The organism is Brachybacterium sp. AOP29-B2-41 (assembly GCF_052378395.1).
Classification (GTDB): Bacteria; Actinomycetota; Actinomycetes; order Actinomycetales; family Dermabacteraceae; genus Brachybacterium.
This window is the reverse complement of the sequence record NZ_JBQSXR010000017.1, coordinates 40,178-52,709: the sequence shown is the minus strand read 5'-3', so window position 1 is coordinate 52,709 and position 12,532 is coordinate 40,178. Positions and strand designations below refer to the sequence as shown.

Annotated in this window: 12 protein-coding genes; 9 read left to right on the top strand and 3 right to left on the bottom strand. The window is 70.2% G+C overall.

Going from position 1 to position 12,532, the window contains the following annotated elements; translation table 11 throughout:
• Positions 1 to 10 precede the first annotated feature (10 nt).
• Positions 11 to 1,024, bottom strand: coding sequence for a YeiH family protein (locus tag ACT3T9_RS15120; protein ID WP_442332182.1), 1,014 nt, complete (start codon positions 1,022 to 1,024; stop codon positions 11 to 13).
• 71 nt (positions 1,025 to 1,095) lie between these two features.
• Here ACT3T9_RS15120 and ACT3T9_RS15115 point away from each other — a divergent pair, with 71 nt between their 5' ends.
• The 4 genes from ACT3T9_RS15115 (at position 1,096) to ACT3T9_RS15100 (ending at position 3,895) form a co-directional block, all read left to right on the top strand.
• Positions 1,096 to 2,004, top strand: coding sequence for a LysR substrate-binding domain-containing protein (locus ACT3T9_RS15115; protein ID WP_345079451.1), 909 nt, complete (start codon positions 1,096 to 1,098; stop codon positions 2,002 to 2,004).
• A gap of 9 nt (positions 2,005 to 2,013) precedes the next feature.
• Positions 2,014 to 2,364 carry a cupin domain-containing protein gene (locus tag ACT3T9_RS15110; RefSeq protein WP_442332183.1) on the top strand — a complete coding sequence of 117 codons (351 nt, stop codon included), beginning with the start codon at positions 2,014 to 2,016 and terminating at the stop codon, positions 2,362 to 2,364.
• 38 nt (positions 2,365 to 2,402) lie between these two features.
• Positions 2,403 to 3,440 (top strand): NYN domain-containing protein, encoded by a 1,038-nt coding sequence (locus tag ACT3T9_RS15105; RefSeq protein ID WP_442332184.1) that lies wholly within the window; start codon positions 2,403 to 2,405, stop codon positions 3,438 to 3,440.
• An 80-nt stretch (positions 3,441 to 3,520) separates the two neighbouring features.
• Positions 3,521 to 3,895 (top strand): DoxX family protein, encoded by a 375-nt coding sequence (locus ACT3T9_RS15100; protein WP_345079460.1) that lies wholly within the window; start codon positions 3,521 to 3,523, stop codon positions 3,893 to 3,895.
• Between the two features lie 12 nt (positions 3,896 to 3,907).
• Here the strand turns inward: ACT3T9_RS15100 and ACT3T9_RS15095 are convergent, their stop codons facing one another.
• Positions 3,908 to 5,074, bottom strand: a complete 1,167-nt coding sequence (locus ACT3T9_RS15095) for a benzoate/H(+) symporter BenE family transporter (protein WP_442332185.1) — start codon at positions 5,072 to 5,074, stop codon at positions 3,908 to 3,910.
• A 61-nt stretch (positions 5,075 to 5,135) separates the two neighbouring features.
• On the opposite strand from ACT3T9_RS15095, the gene ACT3T9_RS15090 reads away from it, so the two are divergent.
• The 5 genes from ACT3T9_RS15090 (at position 5,136) to ACT3T9_RS15070 (ending at position 11,758) form a co-directional block, all read left to right on the top strand.
• Complete coding sequence (locus ACT3T9_RS15090; protein ID WP_444606933.1) at positions 5,136 to 6,098, top strand: squalene cyclase; 963 nt, start codon at positions 5,136 to 5,138, stop codon at positions 6,096 to 6,098.
• Between the two features lie 172 nt (positions 6,099 to 6,270).
• Entirely contained in the window at positions 6,271 to 7,920 is a 1,650-nt protein-coding gene (locus ACT3T9_RS15085; protein WP_444606932.1) for an ABC transporter substrate-binding protein, read from the top strand.
• Entirely contained in the window at positions 7,917 to 9,002 is a 1,086-nt protein-coding gene (locus tag ACT3T9_RS15080) for an ABC transporter permease (RefSeq protein ID WP_444606931.1), read from the top strand. Before ACT3T9_RS15085 ends, ACT3T9_RS15080 begins: the two co-directional genes overlap by 4 nt.
• 18 nt (positions 9,003 to 9,020) lie before the next feature.
• Positions 9,021 to 10,064, top strand: coding sequence for an ABC transporter permease (locus ACT3T9_RS15075; RefSeq protein ID WP_444592337.1), 1,044 nt, complete (start codon positions 9,021 to 9,023; stop codon positions 10,062 to 10,064).
• The gene (locus tag ACT3T9_RS15070) at positions 10,061 to 11,758 is read left to right on the top strand and encodes an ABC transporter ATP-binding protein (protein WP_444606930.1); all 1,698 of its coding nucleotides are present in this window, start codon (positions 10,061 to 10,063) and stop codon (positions 11,756 to 11,758) included. Before ACT3T9_RS15075 ends, ACT3T9_RS15070 begins: the two co-directional genes overlap by 4 nt.
• 41 nt (positions 11,759 to 11,799) lie before the next feature.
• Here the strand turns inward: ACT3T9_RS15070 and ACT3T9_RS15065 are convergent, their stop codons facing one another.
• Positions 11,800 to 12,468 (bottom strand): (deoxy)nucleoside triphosphate pyrophosphohydrolase, encoded by a 669-nt coding sequence (locus tag ACT3T9_RS15065; RefSeq protein WP_444606929.1) that lies wholly within the window; start codon positions 12,466 to 12,468, stop codon positions 11,800 to 11,802.
• Positions 12,469 to 12,532: the final 64 nt, after the last annotated feature.

The window sequence follows — 12,532 nt, the reverse complement described above, 5'->3', positions numbered from 1 at the left end:
CTTTCGAGCCTCAAGCGGCCAGCAGCACCCCTCCGAGTGCGAGCGTCGCGACCAGCAGGGTGGACAATGCGGCGAGAGCGAGCGGGCGAGGCCCCACCTGGAGCAGATTTCGCACTTTCACCCCGGTGCCGAGAGCGAACATCGCCGCGGCGAGCAGGGCGGTCTGCAGCAGGGCGCCCACCTCGAGGAACCCGCCGGGCAGAGGGGCGAAGGAGCGCAGGAGCACCATCGCCAGGAATCCGAGCACGAACAGGGGCACCAGCGGCGGGCGCTTCCCGTCGGCCGCCCCTTCGCGCCGCTGCTGCAGGCTGAGCACGGCCATCACGGGGGCGAGCATCAGCACCCGGGCGAGCTTGACGATCACCGCGACCGTGAGCGCCGCGCCGCCGAGCGCGCCGCCGGCGGCGACCACCTGTGCGACCTCGTGGATCGACGCGCCTGCCCAGAGCCCGGCGGTTTCGGGCTCCAGCTGCAGCAGCGCCGCGGCGGCGGGGACCGCGGCGATCATCAGCGTGCCGCACAGCACCACCAGGGCGATCGCCGTGATCGTGCGTTGCTCGTGCTTCTCCTCGGGGTCCGTGACGCCCGCGGCGGCCGCCACCGCTGCGGCCCCACAGATCGAGAAGCCGCAGGCCACCAGGATCGTCAGCCCTTTCTCGACCCCGAGCGCCCGGCCGATCAGCACGGTTCCGAGGGTCCCGCCGGTGACCACGACCACCACCACGGCCAGCATCGGGGCGCCGAGGGCGAGCAGATCGCCGAGCGCCACCTGCAGACCCAGCAGCACGATCCCCACCCGCAGCAGCCTCTTCGCGGCGAAGGACATCCCCGGGGCGAGAGCGGCTGGCAGGGTGGTGAAATTTGCGACCAGGATCCCGACGACGATCGCGATGATCAGCGCACTCACACCCGGCAGCGCCTGTGACGTCAGGATCGACACCGCCGCTACCGCGAGGGAGACCACGATCCCGGGCCAGAGGGAGTGACGCTGGAGCGGGGGAGCGGATGTGGTGCTGAGGGACATGAGATGCACCTTCCCACCTCCGGTGAACGCCCGGTAGACAGCAGTTCGCGATCCCGGCATATGATTCTGATATGCCTGATGCCCTTCCGAACCTGCAGGCCCTCGCGCTGTTCCTCGCCGTCGTCGACGAGGGCGGGCTCGGAGCGGGTGCGCGTCGTCTGAAGATGCACCAGCCCAATGCCAGCCGCATGATCGCCCAGCTCGAGGCGCAGGCCGGGACGGCGCTGCTGGAGCGCGGCGCTCGCGGCTCCCGGCCGACCTCGGCCGGGCTGCTCTATGCGGCCCATGCCCGGGAGCTGCTCGAGGCAGCGGAGGAATTCTCCGCCTGGCTGCGCCACAGCCGAGATGGGGACGCCCGAGAGCTCCGGGTGGGCGTGAGCATGACGATCGCCGAGCACCTGATGCCGGCCTGGCTCACCGAACTGCGTCGCCTGAGCCCGCGCGTGCGCGTGGATCTGGAGGTGCTGAACTCCACCCAGGTGCTTGCAGGCGTCCACGACGGGCACCTGCAGCTGGGCTTCGTGGAGACCCCTCATCTGCCGCGCGGGGTGAACGCGAAGACGCTGCGGGAGGACGAACTGGTGGTGGTCGTCGCCCCCGAGCACCCCTGGGCCGAGCGGTCGCGGGGCATGGAGCCGCTGGACCCGGCCGAACTCGCCCGGACCCCTCTGGTGGTGCGAGAGGGCGGCTCCGGTACCCGGGACGCCTTCGAGGAGCTGCTGCCGAACGCGGCGCTGACCCCTCCGGTCCTGGAGCTCGGCAGCAATGCGGCGGTGCGGGTCGCGGTGGCCTCGGGGGCGGGGCCGGCAGTGCTGAGCATGCTCGCGGTCCGGTCCTCCCTCGAGGCCGGCCTGCTGCACCGGGTGCCGGTCGCGGGCACGCGGCTGAACCGGCTCCTGACTGCGGTGTGGAGCGGCCCGCGCCGTCTCAGCGGACCGGCCGCGGAGCTGGTCGAGGTCGCCTCGCGGCGCAGCGGGTAGGTTCGGACCATGCCGATCCTCACCAACACCGCAGAGCAGTCCGACCAGCCCCGCCGCGGCGCCGTCTGGTCCATCGCCGAACCCGAGCGGGAGCTGGACTCGAATCTGATCCGTCTGCCCGCCGGCGACAGCATCGCCGCCCATGTCGGCGCGGAGGTGGACACGCTCATCCACGTGGTGCGCGGTCACGGCATCCTCCTCACCGAGGCTGGCGAGGAGCCGCTGCGCACGGGTGATGTCGCGCTGCTGCCCCGCCGCACCCTGCGCGGCTTCCAGGCCGGTGAGGACGGTCTGGAGTACCTGACCGTCCATCGCCGGCGGCAGTCGCTGCGCATTCAGAGTGGACCGAGCGGCGCCTGAGGTCGCAGGCACCCTGAAAGAGCAGGCAGACTGGTCCCATGGCAGATTCACAGGATTCCCGCGTTGCCGTCTATCTGGACTTCGACAACATCGTCATGTCCTGGTACGACCGAGTGCATGGGCGGCAGGCGTACAGCCGTGACCGCCAGCGCATCGCCGAGGACCCCACCGAGCCCGAGATCGCCGAGCGGCTCGCGAAGGCGACGGTCGATGTCGGCGCCGTGATCGACTATGCGGCTTCGTTCGGCTCCCTCATGCTCACCCGCGCCTACGCGGACTGGTCCTCTCCGGTCAATGCGATCTACCGCAGCCAGCTGGTGGCCCGCGCCGTGGACCTCGTGCAGCTCTTCCCCGCCGCGGCCTATGCCAAGAACGGCGCAGATATCCGCCTGGCCGTGGACACGGTCGAGGACCTCTACCTGATGCCCGACCTCACCCATGTGGTGATCGTCGCCGGCGATTCCGACTACGTCCCGCTCGCGCAGCGCTGCCGCCGCCTGGGCCGCTATGTGATCGCGATGGGCGTGGCGGGCTCCACCGCGAAGTCCCTGGCTGCGGCCTGCGACGAGTTCGAGTCCTACGAGAACCTGCCGGGTGTGGAACGACCCGTCGCCTCGCAGCGATCGCGCTCGCGACGCGGAGGCAGTCTCGCCGCCTCGCAGAGCTCTGGTGACACCACCAGCACCGCCGCTGGCACCGGCACCGCCAGCGGTGAGGGCGGCAGCCAGCGCACCCGCTCCCGGCGCTCGGCCGACGCCGATGCCAAGGCCCGCGCCGCCGAGGCCGCCGCGGAGGAGGCCGCCGACGCCGCGGAGGAGGCGGAGGATGAGGATCCCGGCGAGGATCCTCGCGAGGCGGCGACCCAGCTGCTGCAGCGTGCTCTGCAGCTCGGTGACCGCGGGGACAGCGACTGGCTGCACGCCTCCGCGGTGAAGTCCCACATGCGCCGGATGGACTCCTCCTTCAGCGAGAAGGCGATCGGTTTCAAGTCCTTCAACGACTTCCTCAAGGCCAATGCGGACATCGCTGAGCTCGAGGAGAGCGGACATGAGCGGCTGGTCCGGGCGAAGGACTGATCCGTCTGCTGCAGCGAAACCGTGACACGCGCCACGTCGCAGGGGGATACTGAAGGTCCCCGTCGAAGGAGGCACCTCCCATGAACCTGCTGCTCTGGATCCTCGCCTTCGTGCTCGCCGTGGTGTTCCTCGGGGCGGGCATCGCGAAGCTGATCGGTACGCGTGACCAGCAGATCAACCGCACGCCCTATGTCGAGGACTTCCCGCAGATCGTGATCCGTGGGATCGGCGTGCTCGAGATCCTCGGAGCCCTGGGTCTGATCATTCCGGCGCTGACCGGGTTCGCCACGGTTCTGGTCCCGCTGGCGGCAGCGGGCCTGGCGATCACGATGGTCTTCGCCGCGCTCGTGCACATCCGGCGTGGGGACGGTCCTCGCGCCGCACTGCCCTCGATCGTGCTCGCCCTCTGCTCGGTGTTCGTGGCCTGGTCGAGGTTCGGCCCCTACCCGCTATGACCTCTGCACCGTTCAGCCGTGCTGTCGACGACTGCGCGGACGCAGCAGGGCCCGCAGCGCGAGACCGACCAGCAGTGCCCAGAACGCCGCGCTGACCCCTCCCGCGGAGATGCCCGACGCCGCGATCAGCACTGTCACTCCGGCCGGCAGCTGCTCGGAGCGCTCCTCGAGGGCGGCGCGCAGGGAGACCACGAAGGTCGCGATCAGCGCCAGGCCCGCCACCGCCGGGATCACGCCCACGGGTGCCAGCGCGATCAGCTGCGCACAGGCGGCGGCGCCGAGCCCGAGCAGGACCAGCAGCACCCCCGAGGTGACGCTCGCGATCCAGCGCCGATCCCGGTCCTCGCCGGCCTCCGGACCAGCGGCCAGCGCGGCGGTGATCGCGGCCAGGTTGATCCCGTGCCCGCCGGCCGGAGCCGTCGCGAGGCTCCCGAGCCCAGTCACCACCATCGTGCGCCGCCACGGCACCTCATAGCCCAGACCCTTCATCACCGCGACCCCGGGCACGTTCTGCGAGGCCATCGTGACCAGATACAGAGGCAGGGCGATCCCCAGCACTGCGCCGAGAGTCAGCACCGGCGCGGTGAGCTCGACCACCGGCCGCAGCGGGATCGAGGCGAGGCTCGCCCCGGAGGAAGCCATCTCCACCCCGATCACCACCGCGGCGGCGACGAAGGCGAGCGGGGAGGCCCAGCGCGGAGCGACCCGCTGGGCGATCACCCAGACCAGGACCACCGGCAACACCGCGAGCGGATTCGCCGCCACCCCGAGCACCGGGCCGAGGCACAGCTGCAGCAGCACCCCGGCGAGCATCGCCTGTGCGATCGAGGTGGGGATGCGAGCCATCAGCCGCCCCAGCGGACGCACCAGCCCGGTGAGCACGACCAGCACGCCCACCAGCAGGAACGCGCCCACTGCGGCAGGCCAGCCGCCCTCGACCGCGCCGGTGGTCGCCAACAGCGCCGCACCCGGTGTCGACCAGGCGATCGTGATCGGAAGCCGGGTCCACGAGGCGAGCAGGATCGAGGCCAGCCCCATCCCGACGCTCACCGCGAGCAGCCCGCTGGCCGCCTGCCCCGCCGAGGCGCCCACCCCGTGCAGCCCGGTCAGCACCACCACGAAGGAGCTGGTGAAGGCGACCAGGCCGGACACGATCCCGGCGGTGAGAGGACGGAGCATGGGCGCACCCTAGGCCGGGCGCGGGGTTGTCCGCGCGGCTGTTCGCGAGGAGGATCGGGTGATGACCCCCGATGACGTCATCCCCTGGCTCCTGGACACCGATCCCGCTCTGCGCTGGCAGGTCCAGCGCGATCTGCTCGATGCTCCGGAGGAGACGTGGCGGGCCACCCGCGACCGGATCTCCCAGGAGGGGTTCGGCGCCGCGCTGCTCGCCCACCAGGACCCGGTCACCGGGATGTGGGCCGGCGGCGCGTTCTTCCCCGCCGGCTTCTTCGAGGACCCGGCGAACCAGGATCTGCCCGGCCAGCCGTGGACCGCGACCACCTGGTCGCTCACCACGCTGCGCGAATGGGGCATGGACGCCGCGCCGCTGCGTGCACGGGGCACCGCGACGAGGCTCGCCGAGCACGCCCGCTGGGAGTACGACACCTCCCTGCCGTACTGGGGCGGGGAGGTGGACGTCTGCATCAACGCGATGACCCTCGCCAACGGTCTCTGGCTCGGCGCCGAGGTCGAGCCGCTCGTGAGCTGGTTCGTCTCCCATCAGATGGAGGAGGGCGGATGGAACTGCGAAGCGGAGAACGGCTCGCGACGCGCGAGCTTCCACTCCACGCTCAACGCCCTGCGGGCCCTGCTGCTCCACGAGCAGGCCACCGGCGGCACCGGGGCGACCCGCGCAGCGCGGGCGGCCGGGGAGGAGTACCTGCTCGAGCGGAACCTCACCCGGCGGCGCACGACGGGTGAGCTCGTCGGCCCCTGGGTGGACCACTTCCTCTACCCGCCGCGGCACATCTACTCCGCCCTGCGCGCCCTGGAGCACTTCCGGCTCGCCGGGCGCCGCGATCCGCGGATGCTGGAGGCGGCGGAGCTGGTCCAGGCTGCTCAGCAGCGCGACGGCACCTGGCTGCAGCAGCATGCCCTCCCGGGCGAAGTCTGGTTCGAGGTCGACGTGCCCATCGGCGAGCCCTCGCCCTGGCTGACCCTGCAGGGGCTGCGGGTGCTGCGGTGGTGGAACGAGGCCTGAGCGGTCCGGTCACGGTTCAGTCACGGGGGACGCCATGCCGGTGGCAGACATAGGTGTCGCGACGCGACGCTGTTAGGTTGCAGAGAACCAGCGGTGCCCCACGTCACATGTGAGGGTCCCGTCCACGACGCCGTGGCTTCCGCGGCGCCTCCCTCATCCCCAGGAGGATCCGATGTTCGATGCCGCTTTCACCCCCAGGCGCCGCGCCGTGCTGCTGTCGATGGCCGGTGTGCCCGTGCTGCTGACCGCCTGCGCCCAGACCGCCGAGGACGGCGGCGGCTCCGGCGGCTCCGACGCAGGTGGCGGCGGCGGGGAGCTGACCGTCGGCACCACCGACAAGGTCACCGCCCTGGATCCGGCGGCCGCATATGACAACGGCTCCTCGACGGTGTGGACCCAGTGCTACTCCTACCTGCTGAACACCTCGATCGGCTCGGAGGACGGCAGGCCCGAGCCCGACCTCGCGGAGACCGCGGAGTTCACCAGCGACACGGTCTTCACCGTGAAGCTCCAGGAAGGCCTCACCTTCGCCAACGGCAACGAGCTGACCACCGAGGACGTCAAGCACAGCTTCGACCGTCAGCTCGCGATCGCAGACCCCAACGGCCCCTCGAGCCTGCTGGGAAACCTTGAGAAGGTCGAGATCATCGACGATCTCACCGTCGAGTTCCATCTCAAGGAACCCAATGACCAGACCTTCCCGTATGTGCTGACGAGCCCCGTGGGGCCGATCGTCGACGCCGAGGTGTTCCCGGCCGACGCCGTGCTGGCGGACAACGAGATCGTCGCCGCCGACGCCTTCTCCGGCCCTTACCGGATCACCAGCTGGAAGATCAACGAGCTGGTCACCTTCGAGGCCTTCGCCGACTACAAGGGCCTGTTCGGCACGCCCACCACCTCGAGCGTGGTGATGTCCTACTACGCGGACCAGAACAACATGAAGCTGGACATCCAGGAGGGCAACATCGACTGCGTGTGGCGCTCGCTGTCCGCCACCGACATCGCCGACCTCCAGTCCGACGATGCCGTCACCGTCCATGAGGGCCCCGGCGGCGAGATCCGCTACATCGTGTTCAATTTCAAGACCAACCCCTACGGGGAGGCGACCGAGGATCCTGACCCGGTCAAGGCTAAGGCCGTCCGCCAGGCCGTCGCGGATCTGCTGGACCGCACCGCGATCTCGGAGACCGTCTACAACGGCACCTACACCCCGCTGTACTCGTACATCCCCGAGGGGCTGCCGGGCTCCGGCACCCAGTTCCAGGACCTCTACGGCGACGGCGCGGGCGGCCCCGACGCCGATCGCGCCCGGAAGCGGCTCGAGGACGCGGGCGTCGAGATCCCGGTGCAGCTCAGCCTCCAGTACAACCCGGACCACTACGGTGCGTCGTCGGGCGACGAATACGCCGCGGTGAAGAACCAGCTCGAGGCCGACGGCCTGTTCGCCGTCGACCTCCAGTCCACGGAATGGGTCCAGTACTCCAAGGACCGCACCACCGACGTCTACCCGGCGTACCAGCTGGGCTGGTTCCCGGACTACTCGGATGCCGACAACTATCTCTCGCCCTTCTTCGCCACGGAGAACTTCCTGGTCAACCACTACACGAACCCGAAGGTCGACGAGCTCATCTCGACCCAGCGCGGCACCCAGGACCCGGCGGAGCGCGAGGCGCTGTTCGTGGAGATCCAGGACCTCGTGGCCGAGGAGATCTCGACCCTGCCGCTGCTGCAGGGCGCCCAGATCGCGGTCTCGACCGCAACGGTCCAGGGCGTCACCCTGGACTCCTCCTTCAAGTTCCGCATCTCGCCGATCTCGAAGTGAGCACCGCCCTCGAGACCGAGGTCGACGAGGCCCCCCGGCACCCGCGCAGGCGAGGGTCGGGGGGCGGTCTCGGCCGCTACATCCTGGTCCGCTTCCTCCTCATCATCCCCACCATCTTCATCCTGATGACGATGGTGTTCTTCCTGATGAGGATCACCGGGGATCCGCTCACGGCGGCTCTCGGCGGGCGCCTCACCCCCGCTGAGCTCGCCGAGCGCCGTGCAGCGGCCGGCTATGACCGGCCGCTCATCGTGCAGTACTTCGACTATCTCGGCGGGGTGCTGCGCGGAGACTTCGGCACCACCTATTCCGACAACACCCCGGTCTCCGAGGTGCTGACCACCTATGGGGCGGCCACCCTTGAGCTGGTCATGTACGCCCTCGTGGTGGCGCTGCTGCTGGGCGTGCCGCTGGGGATGGTCGCGGCCCGCACCCGGGACCGCTGGCCCGACGCGGTGCTGCGGATCATCGCGATCCTCGGCTATGCCACTCCCGTGTTCTTCGTGGGTCTGCTGCTGAAGCTCGTGTTCTCCGTGGGACTGGGCTGGCTGCCGGTGGCCGGGAGGCTGTCCACCGGCGGGCAGATCACCATGAGCAAGATCCTGAACCCCACTCCGCTCTACCTGCTGGACGCGCTGCGACTGGGTGACATGGAGCTGCTGGGCGATGTGGTCCGGCACGCGATCCTGCCGGCCGTGGCGCTCGGCATCCTCACCGGCGGCATCTTCCTGCGCCTGGTGCGCACGAACATGATCGGCACCCAGGAGATGCAGTACATCGAATCGGCGCGCTCCCGCGGTGTGGCCGAGAGCCGGCTGACCACCCGGCATGCGCTGCGACCGGCGCTGATCCCGATCATCACCGTGATGGGCATGCAGGTCGCGCTGATGCTCGGCGGTGCGGTGCTCACCGAGACCACCTTCGAGTGGAACGGCCTGGGCTACATGCTCGCCGAGTACATGAAGGCCCGCGACTACGTCGCCGTGCAGGGGATCGTCATGCTGCTCGCCGTGATCGTCGCGGTCTCGAACTTCGTGGTCGACGTGATCGCCGCGCTCATCGACCCGCGAGTGAGGTACTGAGATGAGTGAGGAACTGCGATGACGCTCTCGAACCCCGAACCCGTCGGCGAGGGTGATCCGGCCGCGACCGCCCTGGCCGCTGAGGCAGGCGCCGTCGCCGCCCGACGGGGGACCCCCTGGTACCTGCGACTGCCGATCATCAGCCACCTGCGCAGCAGCGTCGGCCTGCAGCGCGGCATGCTGCTCACCGGCACCGTGCTGGTCGGCATCCTGCTGCTCACCGCCCTGTTCGCCCCGCTGCTCGCGCCCTACGGCTTCGCCGAGACCGGAGTCGACGGGACCCGCTTCGGCACCCAGCAGCCGCCGTCGGCCGCGCATCCGCTGGGCACCACCGTCACCGGTTTCGATGTGCTCTCGAGGGTGATCTGGGGGACCCGCACCGCGGTCGCGGTGATGGCCTGTGCGGTCGCCGCCTCCCTGTTCATCGGAGTCGCCCTGGGGCTGCTCTCCGGATATGTCGGAGGCTGGCTGGACCGGCTGCTGGTGATGGTGGCCGACGCGGTCTACGCCTTCCCCTCCCTGCTGCTCGCGATCGTCATGTCCATCGTGATCTCCGGCGGGCAGTCCAACGCCTGGGGCGGGATCGCGGCCGCCGCGATCTCCATCACCGTGGTGTTCATCCCGCAGTACTTCCGGGTGATCCGCGCCGAGGTGGTGCGGCTGAAGGCCGAGCCGTTCGTCGAGGCCGCGAAGGTGGTGGGCACCGGGCACCGCCGCATCATGGGCACGCACCTGCTGCGCAACGCCACCCGTACCCTGCCGCTGATCTTCACGCTGAACGCCTCGGAGTCGATCCTCACCCTGGCGGCGCTGGGGTTCCTGGGCTTCGGGATCGAGCCCACCAGTGCCTCCGAGTGGGGCTATGACCTCAACCGTGCGATGGCCGATGCGACCAGCGGGATCTGGTGGACCGGGATGTTCCCGGGCATCGCGATCGCCCTGGCTGTGCTCGGTGTGACCCTCGTGGGCGAGTCCATCAACGACCTCAACGACCCGCGCCTGCGCACCCGCCGCCGCCGCCGCAAGCAGCGCAGGAATGTGCAGAAGCAGGTGACGGCATGACCGCCACGCAGAACCAGGATCCGCGCCTGGCGATCCAGGATCTCGATGTCCGCTTCGCGACCGACGCCGGGGACGTCCACGCGGTCGACGGGGTGAGCCTCGAGGTCGCCCCCGGGGAGATCCTCGCGATCGTCGGCGAGTCCGGGTCGGGGAAGTCCGTGACGGCGCGCGCCGTGCTGGGGCTGCTCCCCGAGACGGCGGAGTCCTCCGGCGCCGTGATCGTCTCGGGCACCGATCTGGTGGGACTGTCCGCCGCGCGCATGCGCGCCCTGCGCGGCGAGGACGTCTCAATGATCTTCCAGGAGCCCAGCAGCGCCCTGAACCCGGTCTTCCCCATCTGGTGGCAGCTCGGCGAGGGGCTGCGCGCGCACCGCCCGAAGATCACCAGGAAGGAGATCCGCGCCGAAGCGGTCCGCGCGCTCGAATCAGTGGGGATCCCGGACGCAGCCGAGCGGATCGACCGCTACCCTCACGAGTTCTCCGGCGGGCAGAAGCAGCGCATCATGATCGCGATGGCGCTCGCGCTCGGCACCGAGCTGATCGTGGCGGATGAGCCCACCACGGCGCTGGATGTCACCGTGCAGGCCGAGATCCTCGGTCTGCTGCGCGACATCCGGGAGAGCCACGGGACCTCGATCATCGTCATCACCCACAACATGGGCGTGGTCGCGGATCTCGCCGACTCCGTCGCCGTGATGTACCGCGGGCGGATCATCGAACGGGCCGGGGTGAAGGAGCTGTTCGAGAGCCCCCGTGAGGAGTACACCCAGAAGCTGCTCGCCGCGGTGCCGCACCTGGGCCGGAACTCGGCCTGGACCGCGCTGAGCACCGAGCAGCAGCAGACGATCGAGGCCGCGGAGCCGGTGGTGGTCGCGAAGGACCTCGTCATCGAGTATCCGGGACGGATGGGCAAGCCCGCCTTCCGCGCGGTCAAGGGCGTGGACTTCCAGATCCGCGCCGGTGAGGTGTACGGCCTGGTGGGGGAGTCCGGCTCCGGCAAGACCACCATCGGCCGCGCGATCGCGGGACTCGAACGCACCAGCGGCGGCAGCCTGAGCGTGCTGGGCCACGAGATGAACGGGATGCGGGAGAAGGCCTTCAAGCCCCTGCGCCGGCGGATCGGGTTCGTCTTCCAGGACCCGGCGACCTCCTTCAACCCGCACCTGACCATCGAGCAGTGCATCGCCGAACCGCTGATCGTGCACGAGCAGCAGCTGAGCCCGGCGGAGCGCGGCAAGCGGGTGCGCTCCCTGCTGGAGGCGGTCGAGCTGCCCGGCGCCTACGCCGAGCGATACCCCCATGAGCTCTCCGGCGGTCAGCGCCAGCGCATCTCCCTGGCCCGCGCCCTGGTGCTCGATCCCGAGCTGCTGATCGCCGACGAGCCGACCAGCGCCCTGGACGTCTCCGTGCAGGCGACGGTGCTGGACCTGTTCCGCGAGCTGCAGTCGAGGCTGGGCTTCGCCGCGCTGTTCATCAGCCACGACCTCGCGGTGGTGGACTCCCTCGCCCACCGCATCGGGGTGCTCTTCCGCGGAGACCTGGTCGAGGACGGCCACGGACCGGATGTGCTGCAGAGGCCCACCCACGAGTACACGCGCAAGCTCATCGCCTCGCTGCCGGTGCCCGATCCGATCGAGCAGGAGAAGCGGCGCGAGGCCTTCCAGGCGCAGTGGGGGCGGGGCACGCTCGGATGATTCCGGGCACGCTCGGGTGAGCTCGCGGTCGGGCTGCGGGTTCAGCCGGTCCGGAACCGCGGCACGGCCCCGCCGACGATGACTTCCACGATCGGCACGTCGGGGCCCGCCCAGTCGCGGTCCTGCAGACGGGTACGGTCCACCCACTCCCACCGGTCATGATCGGTGCTGCTGACGGGCTCCATCGCCTCCAGACGCGCCCAATAGCAGTCCAGGTGGAGGTCGCGGTCACCGGCGTCAGCCTCACCACGGCCGATCAGCCACCCGATCTCCACCTCGACGCCCATCTCCTCCCGCACCTCCCGGCGCAGGGCCTGCTGCGGGGATTCGCCCGGCTCGACCTTCCCGCCGGGGAACTCCCAGAGGCCTGCCGCGCTCCTGCCCGGTGCGCGACGGGCGGCGAGGATCTGGTCGCCACGCACGATCACCGCACCGACCACGCGCAGCGGCGCGGGAGCGCCGGGATGCTCCTCGTCCGTGCGCGAGTCATACCAGGGTTCGGGCTCCTCGGCGAAGCCGACGTCGCCGGACTGCCAGGCGTGCCCGCAGTCCTGGCACTCCCGGTCCGGGCCCAGGCCCGTGCATCCTTCCCAGATCACCCATGACGGGGAGGACTCGTAGGCCTCGAGCATCGGCATGCCGATCTCGTGGTGGAGCACCTGGTCGGTGCCGCAGCGCGGGCAGGTGCCGCGCACCCATTCGTAGCTCATGGGGACAGTCTCCCGCGGAGGTGCGACGTTCGGAGCCCAGCCCGTTCAACCCGCTCGTTCAACC